At 63.3% G+C, this 14926-nt stretch carries 17 protein-coding genes and 1 pseudogene; 13 read left to right on the forward strand and 5 right to left on the reverse strand.

The window, feature by feature from the left end; translation table 11 throughout:
* The first annotated feature begins 7 nt into the window (after nt 1-7).
* From ACQKOE_RS02135 to ACQKOE_RS02150, 4 genes are all read left to right on the forward strand, one after another.
* On the forward strand, nt 8-553 hold the full coding sequence (locus ACQKOE_RS02135; RefSeq protein WP_427511348.1) for a peroxiredoxin: 546 nt from the start codon (nt 8-10) through the stop codon (nt 551-553).
* Nucleotides 554-639: 86 nt separating this feature from the next.
* Nucleotides 640-1767, forward strand: a complete 1128-nt coding sequence (gene prfB, locus ACQKOE_RS02140) for a peptide chain release factor 2 (protein ID WP_427511349.1) — start codon at nt 640-642, stop codon at nt 1765-1767.
* Nucleotides 1764-2495 (forward strand): class I SAM-dependent methyltransferase, encoded by a 732-nt coding sequence (locus ACQKOE_RS02145; protein WP_427511350.1) that lies wholly within the window; start codon nt 1764-1766, stop codon nt 2493-2495. The genes prfB and ACQKOE_RS02145 overlap by 4 nt, the downstream gene beginning before the upstream one ends.
* On the forward strand, nt 2495-3901 hold the full coding sequence (locus tag ACQKOE_RS02150) for an NAD(P)H-dependent flavin oxidoreductase (RefSeq protein ID WP_374588231.1): 1407 nt from the start codon (nt 2495-2497) through the stop codon (nt 3899-3901). The genes ACQKOE_RS02145 and ACQKOE_RS02150 overlap by 1 nt, the downstream gene beginning before the upstream one ends.
* 5 nt (nt 3902-3906) lie before the next feature.
* Here ACQKOE_RS02150 and ACQKOE_RS02155 read toward each other — a convergent pair whose 3' ends face one another.
* From ACQKOE_RS02155 to ACQKOE_RS02165, 3 genes are all read right to left on the reverse strand, one after another.
* A complete protein-coding gene (locus ACQKOE_RS02155; protein WP_427511351.1) occupies nt 3907-4377 on the reverse strand; it encodes a DUF805 domain-containing protein in 471 nt (156 codons plus the stop codon).
* A gap of 8 nt (nt 4378-4385) precedes the next feature.
* Complete coding sequence (locus ACQKOE_RS02160; RefSeq protein WP_427511352.1) at nt 4386-5657, reverse strand: ammonium transporter; 1272 nt, start codon at nt 5655-5657, stop codon at nt 4386-4388.
* 151 nt (nt 5658-5808) lie between these two features.
* Nucleotides 5809-6828, reverse strand: coding sequence for a 2-hydroxyacid dehydrogenase (locus tag ACQKOE_RS02165; protein WP_427511353.1), 1020 nt, complete (start codon nt 6826-6828; stop codon nt 5809-5811).
* Between the two features lie 77 nt (nt 6829-6905).
* On the opposite strand from ACQKOE_RS02165, the gene ACQKOE_RS02170 reads away from it, so the two are divergent.
* Complete coding sequence (locus ACQKOE_RS02170; protein WP_427511354.1) at nt 6906-7388, forward strand: SH3 domain-containing protein; 483 nt, start codon at nt 6906-6908, stop codon at nt 7386-7388.
* Between the two features lie 54 nt (nt 7389-7442).
* Here ACQKOE_RS02170 and ACQKOE_RS02175 read toward each other — a convergent pair whose 3' ends face one another.
* Nucleotides 7443-8639 (reverse strand): acetyl-CoA C-acyltransferase, encoded by a 1197-nt coding sequence (locus ACQKOE_RS02175; protein WP_427511355.1) that lies wholly within the window; start codon nt 8637-8639, stop codon nt 7443-7445.
* Between the two features lie 80 nt (nt 8640-8719).
* Entirely contained in the window at nt 8720-9202 is a 483-nt protein-coding gene (locus tag ACQKOE_RS02180) for a YbjN domain-containing protein (protein ID WP_427511356.1), read from the reverse strand.
* A 155-nt stretch (nt 9203-9357) separates the two neighbouring features.
* Here ACQKOE_RS02180 and ACQKOE_RS02185 point away from each other — a divergent pair, with 155 nt between their 5' ends.
* The 8 genes and pseudogenes from ACQKOE_RS02185 to ACQKOE_RS02220 all read left to right on the forward strand — a co-directional run bounded on the left by ACQKOE_RS02185 (nt 9358) and on the right by ACQKOE_RS02220 (nt 14924).
* Nucleotides 9358-10791, forward strand: a complete 1434-nt coding sequence (locus ACQKOE_RS02185; RefSeq protein ID WP_427511357.1) for a coniferyl aldehyde dehydrogenase — start codon at nt 9358-9360, stop codon at nt 10789-10791.
* Between the two features lie 165 nt (nt 10792-10956).
* Nucleotides 10957-11331: an NADH-quinone oxidoreductase subunit A gene (ndhC, locus tag ACQKOE_RS02190; RefSeq protein ID WP_427511358.1), complete on the forward strand. Its 375-nt coding sequence runs from the start codon at nt 10957-10959 to the stop codon at nt 11329-11331.
* Nucleotides 11328-11885, forward strand: a complete 558-nt coding sequence (locus ACQKOE_RS02195) for a NuoB/complex I 20 kDa subunit family protein (RefSeq protein ID WP_427511359.1) — start codon at nt 11328-11330, stop codon at nt 11883-11885. The genes ndhC and ACQKOE_RS02195 overlap by 4 nt, the downstream gene beginning before the upstream one ends.
* Nucleotides 11882-12496: pseudogene (locus ACQKOE_RS02200) on the forward strand (NADH-quinone oxidoreductase subunit C); the annotation flags it as partial. The gene ACQKOE_RS02195 and the pseudogene ACQKOE_RS02200, both read left to right, overlap by 4 nt.
* A gap of 11 nt (nt 12497-12507) precedes the next feature.
* Entirely contained in the window at nt 12508-13719 is a 1212-nt protein-coding gene (locus ACQKOE_RS02205; RefSeq protein ID WP_427511360.1) for an NADH-quinone oxidoreductase subunit D, read from the forward strand.
* Entirely contained in the window at nt 13716-14066 is a 351-nt protein-coding gene (locus ACQKOE_RS02210; RefSeq protein WP_427511361.1) for a nuclear transport factor 2 family protein, read from the forward strand. The genes ACQKOE_RS02205 and ACQKOE_RS02210 overlap by 4 nt, the downstream gene beginning before the upstream one ends.
* On the forward strand, nt 14063-14263 hold the full coding sequence (locus tag ACQKOE_RS02215) for a hypothetical protein (protein ID WP_427511362.1): 201 nt from the start codon (nt 14063-14065) through the stop codon (nt 14261-14263). Before ACQKOE_RS02210 ends, ACQKOE_RS02215 begins: the two co-directional genes overlap by 4 nt.
* Nucleotides 14256-14924: a complex I 24 kDa subunit family protein gene (locus tag ACQKOE_RS02220; protein WP_427511363.1), complete on the forward strand. Its 669-nt coding sequence runs from the start codon at nt 14256-14258 to the stop codon at nt 14922-14924. The genes ACQKOE_RS02215 and ACQKOE_RS02220 overlap by 8 nt, the downstream gene beginning before the upstream one ends.
* Nucleotides 14925-14926 lie beyond the last annotated feature (2 nt).

Genomic DNA, 14926 nt, shown 5'->3' on the forward strand with positions numbered 1-14926 from the left:
GGTTGCCATGAAACGCTCCATTCTTGCCGGTCTGGCCTCGCTCGCCCTCTTTTCGGTCCACGCTGCTGCGCCTGCGGTCTTGCCGCAGGGCGCCAAGGCTCCGCAGATCGTCACCCAGGGCGCGCTGGCCGGAAAGCCGTTCAACTTCAACCTGGGTCAGGCGCTGAAGAAGGGGCCGGTCGTCCTCTATTTCTACCCCAAGGCCTTTACCCAGGGCTGCACGCTGGAAGCGCGCGCCTTTGCCGAGGCGAGTGCGGACTTCAAGGCGGCGGGTGCGACCGTGGTCGGCATGTCGGCGGATGACCTTCCTTCGCTCCAGCGCTTTTCCAAGGAAGCCTGCCGCGACAAGTTCGCCGTTGCCATTGCCAGCCCGCAGACCATTGCGGCTTATGACGTTGTCCTGCGCAAGCCCGATGGTGCGAATACCGGTGTTGCCAGCCGGACCTCCTATGTCATTGGCAAGGATGGAAAGGTGAAGTTCGTTCACTCTGACATGGACTACCGCGACCACGTGAAGCTGACGCTGGAGGCGGTTCGCGCGCTACGCCGCTAAGGCTTGCGCTTTACAATCAAGTGACTTGCGCTAAGCGGGGCTGGTGCGCCCGCTTGGCGCTTTTCGTTTTGCCGGAGTGTAAGGTCATGCGTGCCGAAGGGCAGGCTCATATTGAACGGATCGAGGCCGCACTGGCGCTCGTCCGCAAGTTCCTCGATTGGGATCGCGCGCTGCGGCGCCTGGATGAACTGAACGCGCGGGTCGAAGATCCGAAGCTGTGGGACAATCCCAAGGAAGCCGAAGCCGTGATGAAGGAGCGCCGCCGGCTTGAAGCCGCGGTGGGCACGGTCAACGAGATTTCGTCGCAGATGGCCGATGCCATCGAATTCGTCGAACTCGGCGAAATGGAAGGCGACGAAGCCACCATCGATGAAGGCATTGCTGCGCTGGCCGCACTGGCCGACCGGGCGGATGCGGACAAGGTCCAGGCGCTGCTGGCTGGCGAGGCTGACGGCAACGACACCTACATCGAAATCCACGCCGGGGCTGGCGGCACCGAAAGCCAGGACTGGGCGGAAATGCTGTTCCGCATGTACACCCGCTGGGCTGAAAAGCGCGGCTTCAAGGTGGAAACGATCGAATATCAGGCGGGCGACCAGGCCGGGATCAAGTCGGCCACGATCCTGTGCAAGGGCGAAAACGCCTATGGCTATGCCAAGACGGAAAGCGGGGTCCACCGCCTGGTCCGCATCTCGCCCTATGACAGCTCGGCGCGGCGTCACACCAGCTTCAGCTCGGTCTGGGTCTATCCGGTGATCGACGACAGCTTCCAGATCGACATCAACCCGGCCGACCTGCGGATCGACACCTACCGTGCGTCGGGTGCGGGCGGTCAGCACGTCAATACCACCGACTCGGCCGTGCGCATCACCCACACGCCTTCGGGCATCGTCGTCGCCAGCCAGGTTGACCGCAGCCAGCACAAGAACCGCGAAATCGCGATGGGGATGCTGAAGGCGCGCCTCTATGAAGAGGAAATGCGCAAGCGTGAGGAAGCGGCCAGCGCCGAACACGCTGCGAAGACTGATATCGGATGGGGTCACCAGATCCGTTCCTATGTTCTTCAACCGTACCAGATGGTGAAGGACCTGCGTACTGGCGTGACCAGCCCGACCCCCTCGGACGTGCTGGACGGCGCGCTCGATCCGTTCATGGCCGCTGCCCTGGCGCAGCGCGTGACGGGCGAGAAGGTTGAGGTGGAGGACGTGGATTGATCCGCGCCGGGGCGGCAATTCTGATCCTTGCTGCTCTGACTGCCTGTCAGGGCGGGGCCGACGATAGTGCTCGCCCTGCCGGCGCGCGCGAGTTTCCAAAGCCCTTCCGTCCGGTATCCGCTGTCACTTCCAACGAGTTCTCCGACGAGGACGTTCGTGACAACCTGGGTGAGGCCAAGGTGGTCATGGACCTGGCCAAGATTGGCGCTGGGACTTCCGTGGCGGATATTGGCGCGGGCGAGGGTTATTACACCGTGCGCCTGTCAGAGCGGGTCGGACCGCGTGGCCGCGTGCTGGCGCAGGACATCGATCCCGGCGCGATCCAGCGGCTTGGCCAGCGGGTAGAGCGCGAGCGGCTCGACAACGTTTCGATCAAGCTGGGCGCAGCGGAAGACCCGCGGCTGCCGGAACGCAGCTTTGACCGCGTGTTCATGGTCCACATGTACCACGAAGTGACCGAGCCTTACGCGTTCCTCTGGAACCTGCGCCCCTCGCTCAAGCCCGGTGGGCAGGTGGTGGTGGTCGACGTGGACCGGCCCACCGACCAGCACGGCATTCCTCCACAGCTCTTGTTCTGCGAATTTGGAGCCGTAGGCTTTCGCTTGGTGGAATTTGTCGTAAAGCCGGAACTGAACGGCTATTATGCCGCTTTCGAAGCACAGGGCCAAAGGCCCGAACCTAAAGTTATCAAGCCGTGCAATTCGGCAGCAGGAAAGTTGGGGACGTAATGGGTTTCAAGGGGCTGCAACCGATCCTTTATGGCGGCCGCGAAGTTTGGCCGCTGGTGGAAGGCGGCAAGGGCGTGGCAGTATCGAACCACGCCAGTTCCGGTGCCTGGGCAGCAGCGGGCGGCATCGGCACGGTCAGCGCGGTCAATGCGGACTTCTACGACGAACACGGCAATATCGTCGATCAGCCCTACCACGGCGCCACTCGTCGCGATCGCCACGAGGAACTGATAGCCTATGGCATCAAGGGCGGGGTGGAACAGGTCCGCCGCGCGCACGAGATTTCGGGCGGGCAGGGCGCGATCAACATCAACGTCCTTTGGGAAATGGGCGGCGCCCAGCAAGTGCTGGAAGGCGTGCTGGAACAGACCCGCGGCCTGGTCACCGGCGTTACCTGCGGGGCGGGGATGCCCTACAAGCTGTCCGAGATCGCGGCGCGGTTCAATGTGAACTACCTGCCGATCATCAGTTCCGCCCGCGCTTTCCGCGCCCTGTGGAAGCGGGCCTATCACAAGGTGGCGGACCTGATGGGCGCGGTCGTCTATGAAGACCCGTGGCTGGCGGGTGGCCATAATGGCCTGTCCAACGCGGAAGACCCTTTGCAGCCGCAAGATCCCTATCCCCGCGTCAAGGCGCTGCGCGACACGATGCGGGCCGAAGGCATTGCCGACAGCGTGCCGATCGTGATGGCCGGCGGCGTGTGGTATCTGCGGGACTGGGAGAACTGGATCGGAAACCCCGAACTGGGCCAGATCATCTTCCAGTACGGCACCCGTCCTCTGCTGACCCAGGAAAGCCCGATCCCCCAGGCGTGGAAGGATCACCTGCGCACGCTGGAGCCGGGCGACATCCTGCTGCACCGCTTCTCGCCCACCGGGTTCTACAGCTCGGCGGTGCGCAATCCCTTCCTGCGCAGCTTGGAAGCGCGCAGCGAACGGCAGATTCCCTATTCCAAGGTCGAAGCGGGCGAACACACCGCGCGGCTAGACGTGGGCGTGGGCAACAAGAACTTCTGGGTGGCTCCGGCCGATCTGGAACGCGCGCGCAACTGGGTCGCCCAGGGCTTCACCGACGGGCTGCGCACGCCGGATGACACGATCATCTTCGTGACGCCGGAAGAACGCAGCGTGATCCAGCAGGACCAGAAGGACTGCATGGGCTGCCTGTCGCACTGTGGTTTCTCGGCCTGGAAGGACCATGACGACTACACCACCGGCTACCTGGCCGATCCGCGCAGCTTCTGCATCCAGAAGACGCTGAAGGACATCGTTCATGGCGGCGACATCGACCAGAACCTGATGTTTGCCGGTCACGCCGCGCATAACTTCCGCACCGACCCGTTCTATTCGAACAACTTCACGCCGACCGTGAAGCAGCTGGTCGACCGTATCCTTACCGGCGATTGATCCGCTCAGACTGCGCGGGAATCGGGGCCAAAGCGATTTGGCCCCTTGGTTCCCGGCAGCAGGAGCAGGACGATCAGGACCAGATTGGCAAGGCCGCCGAACCAGTCGAGCGGCCAGGCGATCTGGTCTATCCCGAACGGCATTGTCGTATCGGGCACCAGCACCAGAACCTTGCGGACCAGCCACAGGGCCATTCCCGGAACCGCCAGCCAGACCCAGGCGGCGGAGCGCTCCTGATCGTGGAGCCTGCGGATCATCAGCGCCGGGACCGGAATGAAATAGGCCACCAGCAGGACATCACGCGCAATCGCTTGCGTGGGGGCGTCGAGCGCCAGCATCAGCACCAGGCCCACGGCAAGGTGGAACAGGACGACGCAAAGCACGTAATGCGCCAGTTCCGCGACGTCCGAGCGGCCCGAGCGATCCAGGGTGGCCCTGATGGTGCGGCTGAGCCTGTGGCTGTCCAACCGCACCATGGCTGCGTTCAGTCCATTTCCCAGGCGCGTTCGCCATGGCTCGACAGGTCGAGCCCTTCGCGCTCATCGTCTTCGCTGACCCGCATCGGGAAGGCGAGGGCGACCAGCTTGGCGATCAAGACCGTTGCCAAGCCCGACCACAGGGCAACGGTCAGCACGCCGACAAGCTGCGCACCGATCTGGCTGGCCATGCCCATTCCTGCGGCATAACCATTGCCGCCCAGCGCCGTGCTGGCAAAGACCGCCAGCAGCAGCGAGCCAACGATTCCGCCGACGCCGTGAACTGCGAATACGTCGAGCGAGTCGTCGATTTCCAGCTTGTGCTTGATCAGCAGGATCATCGGGAAACAGGCCGCAGCGCCGATGGCGCCGAGCATGATTGCGCCGCCTGCTGAAATGAAGCCGGCTGCCGGGGTTACCGTCGCCAGGCCCGCGATTGCACCCGTGGCAAAGCCGACGCTGGTGGGCTTGCCAACCTTGATCCGCTCGATCAGCAGCCAGGCCAGGGCCGCGGTGCTTGCGCCAAGGTGCGTGTTGATGATGGCGCTTGCCGCGTCATCGCTGGCGGCGAGCGCGGAACCGCCGTTGAAGCCGAACCAGCCCACCCACAGCAGAGCGGCGCCTGCCATGGTCAGCGACGGGCTGTGCGGCAGCATCAGAGTGCGGGGAAAGCCTTGGCGCTTGCCCAGCAGCAGGGCCACGATCAGCGCCGAGACCCCTGCGGTCGTGTGCACCACGATCCCGCCCGCAAAGTCCAGGGTGCCCAGTGCGCTCGCCAGCCAGCCGCCGCCCCAGATCCAGTGCGCAACCGGCGCATAGACGATCAGGCTCCACAGGACGCTGAAGCCGACGACCCAGCCGAACCGCGTGCGGTCGACCCAGGCGCCGACCATCAGGGCCGGAGTGATCGCGGCAAAGGTCATCTGGAACAGCGCGAAGGTCCGCTCTGAAATGTCGGTCCCGCTGCGCAGCAGGTCCTGGCTACCCTTCAGCATCCAGGCTCCAGCGCCAAGCCAGCCGTTGGTTGCCGGACCGAATGCCAGCGCATAGCCGCACAGCACCCACAGGATCGAAACGGCAGAAGCGATGGCGCCGACCTGGACCATGACCGAAAGGAAGTTCTTGGTCCGAACCAGCCCGCCGTAGAACAGGGTCAGCCCCGGCATGGTCATCAGCAGGACGAGGGCTGAGGAAATCAGGACCCAAGCCGTATTGCCGCTGTCCGCCGCCACTTGCGCGGCTTGCGCCGCCTGCGCGTGCGCGCTGGCCGGTGCGATCATTGCTGCTGCAACGGCAAGTAACTTGAAAAGTCGCATGAGATGCTCCCCGCAGCCGCAGTCTACCGCTCGGCCGTTCTTCGGGGCGGTCGTTTAGAGCAATGATTTATATCCGCGCAAGCCGCGAGCGGCACTTTTGTTGCGCGAACCCAGCTTATACCCAGCCTTCAAGGACTTGGTCGGGCGGGCGGTGACCATCCACCCAGAACCGGATGTTGGCGATAACCTTTTCGCCGGCGTGGCCGCGCCCTTCGACTGTTGCGCTGCCCATGTGGGGCAGGGTGATGACATTGGGCAGGGCGATCAGGCGCGGATCGACCTGCGGCTCGTTGGCGAACACGTCCAGACCGGCCCCGGCCAGTTGCCCGCTTTGCAGGGCGGCGACCAGAGCGTCTTCATCAATCAGGTGGCCGCGCGCGGTGTTGATCAGGTAGGAACCGGGCTTCATCGCGGCGATCCGCTCGGCATTCACCAGATGGTGCGTGCCCGCGCCGGCAGGGGCGTGCAGCGAAATGATATCCGCTTCGGCAAACAGCCGGTCGAGGTCCGGTTCGTACTTTGCGCCGAACACGTTCTCGATCGCCGGGGCCAGGCGGCTGCGATTGTGATAGACGATCTCAAGCCCGAATGCCCGGGCGCGGTGTGCCACGGCCTGGCCGATCCGGCCCATGCCGACAATGCCAAGCCGCTTGCCGCCGAGGCAATGTCCCAGCATCGATGTGGGCGACCAGCCGCTCCATTTGCCATCGCGCACCAGCCGTGCCCCTTCGCCCAGGCGGCGCGGCACCGACAGGATCAGCATCATGGTGAGGTCTGCCGTATCGTCGGTGAAAACGCCCGGCGTATTGGTGACGATGACTTTGCGCGCACGTGCGGCAGACAGGTCGATATGTTCGATCCCCGCGCCGAAATTGGCGATCAGGCCCAGCCGCTCGCCCGCTTCTTCCAGCATTTGGGCATCGATGCGGTCCGTCACGGTGGGGACGATCACATCGGAATCGCGCATGGCGGCGACCAGTTCGTCGCGGGTGAGAGCGCGGTCTTCCGGGTTCAGGACCACGTCGAACAGTTCGCGCATCCGCTCTTCGACGGCGGGCAGCAAACGGCGGGTCACGTGTACCCTGGGCTTGCCCGAAAGGCGGCGGCTTGTCCTGGTGTCGGTCACGACTGTCATGGGATAAGCGCTAGGCCGGGGCAGGGCAGGCGGTCAAGCGGCTTGAAGCGGATTGCACTGGCAGTCTATCAGCAGGCATGATTTTCCTGCGCCGATTCCTCCTGCCCCTGTCCCTCGTGGCTTCTGCTGCCTGCGCCCCTGCGGCCCTTGCCCAGGATAACAGCGAAGTGCCCTATTGGGCTTCCGTGCGGGTGAGCGAGGTCAACATGCGTGCCGGACCGGGCGAGGATTACCAGATTCTCTGGGTCTATAAGCGTCCGATGCTGCCGCTGAAGGTTCTGCGCATCAAGGAAGGCTGGCGACTGGTGCGCGATCCCGATGGCGCGCAGGGCTGGGTCCTGGCGCGCTTCCTCAGCCGCAAGGCGGGCGGGTTCGTTCAGGGCAAGGACCCTGCGGACATGCGGGAGAAGGGCAGCAGCGATGCGCGCCTGCTCTGGCGGCTTGCGCCCGGCGTGGTCGGTGAACTGGGTGACTGCGCCAACAACTGGTGCGAATTTACCGTTGGCCCGCGCAAGGGATTTGTCCCGCAGGCCAGGTTGTGGGGCGCAGGACAGCCCTGATCAAAGAGGCCGTCCGGGGGCGATGAACGCGCCCCGGACCGAACCGATCAGAATTTAGGCCAGTTCAACCGCAACGGCAGTGGCTTCGCCGCCGCCGATGCACAGGCTGGCCACGCCCTTCTTCTTGCCATGACGCTGGAGCGCCGCAATCAGGGTGGTCACGATGCGCGCGCCCGAAGCGCCGATCGGGTGGCCCAGGGCAGTCGCGCCGCCATGGACGTTGATCTTGTCGTGCGCGATGCCCAAGTCGTGCATGGCGAACATGGCGACGCAGGCGAAAGCTTCGTTGACTTCGAACAGGTCGACGTCGGCCAGCGACCAGCCCGCCTTTTCGAGAACCTTGTTGATCGCGCCGACCGGAGCAGTCGTGAAATCCTTCGGTTCCTGCGCATGGGCAGCTACGGCGACCACGGTAGCGACCGGAGCCAGGCCCTTTGCCTTGGCCACGCTTTCACGCGTCACGACCAGCGCCGCCGCACCGTCAGAGATCGAGCTGGACGTGGCGGCAGTGATCGTGCCGTCCTTGGCGAAGGCAGGCTTCAGCGCGGGGATCTTGTCCGGGCGGCCCTTGCCGGGCTGCTCGTCGGTGTCGACCACGGTTTCGCCGCTGCGGCTGACGACGGTGACCGGCGCGATTTCGGCCTTGAACGCGCCGTCGGCGATGGCGGCCTGGGCGCGGCGCAGCGATTCAATCGCGTAATCGTCCTGCGCCTCGCGCGTCAGTTGATAGGCATTGGCCGTGTCCTGCGCGAAAGTACCCATGGCGCGGCCCGGTTCGTAAGCGTCTTCCAGCCCGTCGAGGAACATGTGATCATAGGCCGTGTCATGGCCGATGCGTGCACCGGAACGGTGCTTCTTGAGCAGGTAGGGCGCATTGGTCATGCTTTCCATGCCGCCCGCCACGACCAGGTCGATCGACCCGGCGGCGAGAGCTTCCGCGCCCATGATCAGGGTCTGCATGCCCGAACCGCACACCTTGTTGACCGTGGTCGCCTGCACCGACTTGGGCAGGCCGGCCTTGATCGTCGCCTGGCGGGCCGGAGCCTGGCCCAGACCTGCGGGGAGAACGCAGCCCATGTAGACGCGCTCAATCTCTTCGCCCTTTACGCCGGCGCGCTCCACCGCGGCCTTGATCGCGGTTGCGCCCAGGTCGGTCGCGCTGACGTCGGACAGGGCGCCCTGCATCCCGCCCATCGGGGTGCGCGCATAGGAGAGGATGACAATCGGATCGTTCGCGGAAAGCTGGGCCATGTCACTGCAACCTTTCAGGCAGGATGAAGAATCCCGCTCCGTCTAATGTTGCGCCGCAGCAATGGCAATCGCCTCTCGCATCAGCGCTCGCCAAAGACGAACTTGGCATAGGCCTGAACGATGGCTTCCCAATAGGCGACGTTATCCAGAAACAGGTCCTCTGACATTCCGCCCTTTTCAAGGTCGAGGTCGAATTCCAGCGCCGGATCGCCATCCTTGTCGAGATAGACGCGGCCCCAGCGGTTTTCGCGCGCATAGGCGTTTATTGCTTCAAGGCTGGGGCTGGATTCCGGGTTGAAAGCAATGAAGAATTGCAGGGACTTGCAGTTCCGCTTCGTGTCATCGCAGCCATAGGGAAGGACCATGAACTTGTATCCGTCCAGCTCTGCGGTGAGGAAGCGTTCGCCCAGATTGCTGCCCAGTTCGGCCTGGTAACCGGCCTTCTTCATGACCGTGGCAACCTGGTCCAGATCGGCAACGATGTTGCTCGCCTGGCTGGGCTGGGCGTTCAAACCGAACATGGCGACAAGGGCAATAATGGCGGTGCGACCCGAAGTTCTCATTTTTGCGTCTCTCCAAGAGCGGACGCCGCTAGCACGCCAAAAGCCGTTGTAAAATCATGTTTTTATCAGAGTTGCGCAAACTCTTGCCTTGCGGCCTGCCTTGGCGGAAAAGAGTGGCAAAGAGAAACTGGGAAAAACTGGGGAAGGATGCATCAATGAGCAATGCCGAAGTGGACCGCATGGGGGCCGTGCTGGCCAGGCAGAAGGCCGCATTTACCGCCGCCATGCCCGAAGGTCACGCCATCCGCCGCGACCGGATCGACCGCGCGATTGCGCTGCTGGTCGATCACAAGGATGCCTTTGCCAAGGCGGTCAGTGCCGATTTCGGCCATCGCAGCACCGAACAGACGCTGATGACCGATATCATGCCGTCAGTCGGGGCGCTCAAGCATGCGCGCAAACATTTCGAGGCGTGGAGCCGGGATGAAAAGCGCAAGGCGATGTTCCCGCTCGGCCTCCTGGGTGCCAAGGCCAAGGTGGTTTACCAGCCCAAGGGCGTGGTCGGCGTGATTGCGCCGTGGAACTTTCCAATCGGCATGGTCATGGTGCCGATGGCCGGTATTCTCGCCGCCGGTAACCGCGCCATGGTCAAGCCCAGCGAATTTACCGAGCGCGTTGCCGACCTCTTTGCCGAAGTGGTGCCGCAGTATTTCGCGGAAGAGGAAATGGCGGTTTTCACCGGCGGGGTGGAAGTCGGCTCGGCCTTTTCGAAGCTCGCCTTCGATCACCTGATCTTCACCGGAGCGACCAGCGTCGGCAAGCACATCATGCGCGCCGCTGCGGATAATCTGGTTCCGGTAACGCTGGAGCTCGGTGGCAAATCGCCAACCTTCATCGGTCGCAGTGCGGACAAGGCCAAGGCCGGACAGCGCATTGCCATGGGCAAGATGATGAATGCCGGCCAGATCTGTCTGGCGCCCGACTATCTGATGGTTGCCAAGGAGCAGGAGCAGGACGTGATCGCCAGCGTGAAAAGCAGCGTGGCGACCATGTACCCGACCCTGCTGGGCAACGACGACTACACCTCGGTGGTCAATGGCCGGAACTATGAGCGGCTCCAGGGCTATCTCGCCGATGCGAAGGAAAAGGGCGCCGAGCTGATCGAAGTGAACCCGGCGGGCGAAGACTTCGCATCGTCCAACGGCAACAAGATGCCGCTGACGATCCTGCGCAACGTGAATGACGACATGAAGGTCATGCAGGAAGAAATCTTTGGCCCGATCCTGCCGGTCATGACCTATGACTCGATCGACCAGGCCATCGACTACGTGAACGCGCACGATCGTCCGCTGGGGCTCTATTACTTCGGCAACGACAAGGCGGAGGAGGAGAAGGTCCTTTCCCGCACGATCTCGGGCGGGGTGACGGTGAACGACGTCCTGTTCCACAATGCCATGGAAGACCTGCCGTTCGGCGGGGTAGGGCCGTCGGGCATGGGCAATTACCATGGCCTGGATGGCTTCAAGACCTTCAGCCACATGCGCGCGGTCTATCGCCAGCCGGGCCTGGATATCGCGGGCATGTCGGGCTTCAAGCCGCCCTATGGCAAGTCGACCCATGCCACCCTGGCGCGCGAACTGAAGAAGTAGAATCTGCACGGCAGGCGGCGCGCCACGGGGCTGCGCTGCCTGCCGCCAGCATCGGTGCTGCCGCGCTGGCGGTAAAATTCCGGCTTTGCAGGGGCTGTCCCCCTTGCACGCGGGCCACGCCGGGACTAGGGCGCGCCTATCTGTTCAGCAAGGCGAGTCAGCCCCTTGGTAGACCTGTCACAATATCTGCCGATCCTGATCTTCCTCGGGATTGCATTCGCGCTATCGGCGCTCTTCGTGTTCCTGCCCATGGGGGTGGCGCGCCTGACCGGCACGCATAACCCGACTGCGGCCAAGGAAAGCGAGTACGAATGCGGCTTTCCCGCGTTCGAAGACCCGCGCAGCCAGTTCGACGTCCGGTTCTATCTGGTCGCGATCCTGTTCATCGTCTTCGATCTTGAAGCGGCCTTTCTGTTTCCGTGGGCGGTCAGCTTCCTCGATCTGGGCTGGGCCGCGTGGATCACGATGATGGTCTTTATCGGCGAGCTTGTGTTCGGCCTTGTTTATGCCTGGAAGATGGGGGCTCTGGATTGGGAATGACCGACCAACTCGACGCAATCGGCCGTCCGGTCTGGAACCGGCCTGACATCACCCCGCCTGATGCTGACTTTTTCAACAGCCTCAACGCCGAAGTGAACGACAAGGGGTTCCTGGTCACTTCGACCGAGGACCTGTTCCAGTGGGCCCGTACCGGTTCGCTGTGGTGGATGACCTTCGGCCTGGCCTGCTGCGCCGTCGAAATGATCCACGTGAACATGCCGCGCTATGATATGGAGCGGTTCGGCGTCGCGCCGCGCGCTTCCCCGCGTCAGTCCGACGTGATGATCGTGGCCGGTACGCTGTGCAACAAGATGGCTCCGGCGCTGCGCAAGGTCTATGACCAGATGTCGGACCCGAAGTACGTGATCTCGATGGGCAGCTGCGCCAATGGCGGTGGTTACTACCACTACAGCTACAGCATCGTGCGCGGGTGTGACCGGATCGTGCCGGTCGACATTTACGTGCCGGGCTGCCCGCCGACTGCCGAAGCGCTGCTCTATGGCGTGATGCAGTTGCAGCGCAAGATCCGCCGCGTGGGGACGATTGAGCGATGAGCACGGTTCTGCATTCCGCCCCGCGGTTCGCTTCGAACGAAGGCGTGATCGACGCCCTGACCAAGGCGCTGGGCAGCAAGCTGCTCGGCGCGGTCGAGCAGCATGGTGAAGTGGTCCTGACCGTCGCTCGCGCTGAAATCGCGAACGCGCTGCGCCAGCTGCGTGACGATCACGAATACCAGCAGCTCATGGAAATCGCCGGGGTCGACTATCCCGACCGCGCTGAGCGGTTCGAAGTGGTCTACATGCTGCTTTCGGTCACCAAGAACCACCGCCTGCTGGTTAAGGTCAGCGCGGCGGAGCAGACTCCGGTGCCGACTGTGACGACCCTCTGGCCCAATGCTGGCTGGCTGGAGCGCGAAGTTTTCGACCTTTACGGCGTGATCTTCGAAGGCAACCAGGACCTGCGCCGCATCCTGACCGACTATGGTTTTGAAGGCCATCCGTTCCGTAAGGACTTCCCGCTCACCGGCTATGTCGAGCTGCGTTATTCGCAGGAGCAGGAACGCGTCGTTTACGAACCGGTCAAGCTGAACCAGGACCTGCGCCAGTTTGATTTCCTCAGCCCCTGGGAAGGCCCGGACTACGTCCTGCCCGGCGACGAGAAAGCGGAGGGTGCGAAGTGAGCTTCACTCTCGAAGAGTCGCCGACCACCGGCGACGAAGTCATCACCAATTACACGATTAACTTCGGTCCGCAGCACCCGGCGGCGCACGGCGTGCTGCGCATGGTGCTGGAGCTGGACGGCGAGATCATCGAACGCGTCGATCCGCACGTCGGCCTGCTGCACCGCGGCACGGAAAAGCTGATCGAGCACAAGACCTACCTGCAGGCGCTGCCCTATTTCGACCGGCTTGATTATTGCTCGCCGCTGGGGATGGAGCATTCCTACGTCCTGGCCGTTGAAAAGCTGCTGAACGTCGAAGTTCCGCTGCGCGGCCAGTATCTGCGCGTGCTGTTTGCCGAACTGACCCGCATCTGCAACCACATGCTCAACATGGGGTCGCACGTAATGGACGTCGGCGCGATGACGCCGAACCTGTGGCTGTTCGAAATCCGCGAAGACTGTCTCAACTTCTTCGAGCGCGCTTCGGGCGCCCGGATGCACTCGGCGTGGTTCCGTCCCGGTGGGGTCCACCAGGACGTGCCGCAGGCCCTGCTCGACGATATCTCGGTCTGGCTTGAAACCCGCCTGCCGCAGCTGTTCGAAGACGCGATGAGCCTGGTGATCGACAACCGCATCTTCAAGCAGCGCAACGTCGATATTGCCAAGGTTTCCAAAGAAGACGCGCTGGCCTGGGGCTTCTCCGGCCCGATGATCCGCGCCGCCGGCATCCCCTGGGACCTGCGCAAGGCGCAGCCCTATGACGTTTACGACCGGATGGACTTTGAAATTCCGGTTGGCACCAATTCCGACTGCTATGACCGGTTCATGGTCCGCGTCGAGGAAGTGCGCCAGTCGGCCCGGATCATGAAGCAGTGCATCCAGCAGATGCCGGAAGGTCCGGTGGCCAGCACCGACCGCAAGATTTTCCCGCCCAAGCGCGCGGAAATGAAGCAGTCGATGGAAAGCCTGATCCACCACTTCAAGCTCTACACCGAAGGTTTCCGGGTTCCGGAAGGCGAAGTCTATGTCGCCACCGAAAGCCCCAAGGGCGAATTCGGCGTCTATCTGGTCAGCGATGGCACCAACAAGCCGTACCGCTGCAAGATCCGCCCAACCGCATTCAGCCACCTTCAGGCGATGGACTTCATGTGCAAGGGCCACATGCTACCCGACGCGACCGCCATCCTGGGCGCGATCGACGTGGTGTTCGGGGAGTGTGACCGGTGAGCAAGCTTGCCATCGCCGAGGCGATGATCGCCGCCTACAACGCGCAGGACGTGGACCTTTACGTGTCCTACATGACCGATGACGCCTGCGAGGCGAACTATCGCGGCGCCGTGGTGCGCGAAGGCAAGGAAGGGACGCGCAGCGGCCTTGCTGCTGCTTTCGCCAAGTGGCCGCAGAATCATGCCAAGATCGTCGAGAAGCAGGAAATCGGCGACTATGTCCTGTTCCGCGAACATGTGACGCGCGGGCCGGCTTCCGATGGTTCGGAACTGGTCGAACCGTTCGACGTGATCGCAGTCTACAGCTTCGAGGGCGACAAGTGCTCTCGCGTGGAGTTTATCCGGTGAAGTTGAGCAATCTCGATCAATTGCGGGTCTGGGCGGCTCTGACCGGCCTGCTGCTCGCCGTGGCCTATTTCGCCATGGTCTGGCTGGGCATGGACAATCGCGACAGCCTGGTGATGCTGACGGTCAGCGTCGCCGGTTTCGAACTGTTCTTCCTCACCCAGGAACTGTCGCAAGCCTGGAGGCGGCGTAATGGCTGACCGTCATCTCGAACCCGATAGCCCTGAACTGCGGGCGCGCTGGGGTGATTTCGCCTGGACTGCGGAGAACGCGGCCAAGGCGAAGGAAATCATCGCCCGCTATCCTGAAGGCCGCCAGCGCTCGGCGGTCATGCCGCTGCTCGATCTGGCCCAGCGCCAGGTGGGTGCGGAAACCAATACGCAGGGCTGGCTGCCGATCCCGGTGATGGAATATGTCGCGGCGCAGCTCGACATGCCGATCATCCGCGTGGTCGAAGTCGCGACCTTCTACACCATGTACAACCTGGTCCCGGTGGGCCGTTTCCACGTCCAGGTTTGCGGCACCACGCCGTGCATGCTGCGTGGTTCGGACGATATCCTGGCCGCCTGCAAGAAGCGCGGGATGGAGAAGGGCCACACCACGGATGACGGTCTATGGACCCTCACAGAGGTCGAATGCATGGGCAACTGCGCCTCGGCTCCGATGGTCCAGATCAACGACGACAATTTCGAAGACCTGACCGCCGAACGCCTCGACAAGGTGCTTGACGCGCTCGCCGCTGGCCAGTCGCCCAAGACCGGCACGCAGGAGCCGGGCCGTCACACGGTTGAGCCGCTGGGCGGGCCGACCACTCTGACCGAGATGGTCCAGGCCAATCACGATTACCGGAAGGAGTGGTAAGC

The organism is Novosphingobium sp. NPDC080210 (genome assembly GCF_050281025.1).
Classification (GTDB): Bacteria; Pseudomonadota; Alphaproteobacteria; order Sphingomonadales; family Sphingomonadaceae; genus Novosphingobium.

What these genes read in the sequence shown, in the direction of transcription:
- ACQKOE_RS02135 (WP_427511348.1), top strand. Translation starts at nt 8, where the DNA reads ATGAAACGCTCCATTCTTGCCGGTCTGGCCTCGCTCGCCCTCTTTTCG.
- prfB (WP_427511349.1), top strand. Translation starts at nt 640, where the DNA reads ATGCGTGCCGAAGGGCAGGCTCATATTGAACGGATCGAGGCCGCACTG.
- ACQKOE_RS02150 (WP_374588231.1), top strand. Translation starts at nt 2,495, where the DNA reads ATGGGTTTCAAGGGGCTGCAACCGATCCTTTATGGCGGCCGCGAAGTT.
- ACQKOE_RS02155 (WP_427511351.1), bottom strand. Translation starts at nt 4,377, where the DNA reads ATGGTGCGGTTGGACAGCCACAGGCTCAGCCGCACCATCAGGGCCACC.
- ACQKOE_RS02160 (WP_427511352.1), bottom strand. Translation starts at nt 5,657, where the DNA reads ATGATCGCACCGGCCAGCGCGCACGCGCAGGCGGCGCAAGCCGCGCAA.
- ACQKOE_RS02165 (WP_427511353.1), bottom strand. Translation starts at nt 6,828, where the DNA reads ATGACAGTCGTGACCGACACCAGGACAAGCCGCCGCCTTTCGGGCAAG.
- ACQKOE_RS02170 (WP_427511354.1), top strand. Translation starts at nt 6,906, where the DNA reads ATGATTTTCCTGCGCCGATTCCTCCTGCCCCTGTCCCTCGTGGCTTCT.
- ACQKOE_RS02175 (WP_427511355.1), bottom strand. Translation starts at nt 8,639, where the DNA reads ATGGCCCAGCTTTCCGCGAACGATCCGATTGTCATCCTCTCCTATGCG.
- ACQKOE_RS02180 (WP_427511356.1), bottom strand. Translation starts at nt 9,202, where the DNA reads ATGAGAACTTCGGGTCGCACCGCCATTATTGCCCTTGTCGCCATGTTC.
- ACQKOE_RS02185 (WP_427511357.1), top strand. Translation starts at nt 9,358, where the DNA reads ATGAGCAATGCCGAAGTGGACCGCATGGGGGCCGTGCTGGCCAGGCAG.
- ACQKOE_RS02195 (WP_427511359.1), top strand. Translation starts at nt 11,328, where the DNA reads ATGACCGACCAACTCGACGCAATCGGCCGTCCGGTCTGGAACCGGCCT.
- ACQKOE_RS02220 (WP_427511363.1), top strand. Translation starts at nt 14,256, where the DNA reads ATGGCTGACCGTCATCTCGAACCCGATAGCCCTGAACTGCGGGCGCGC.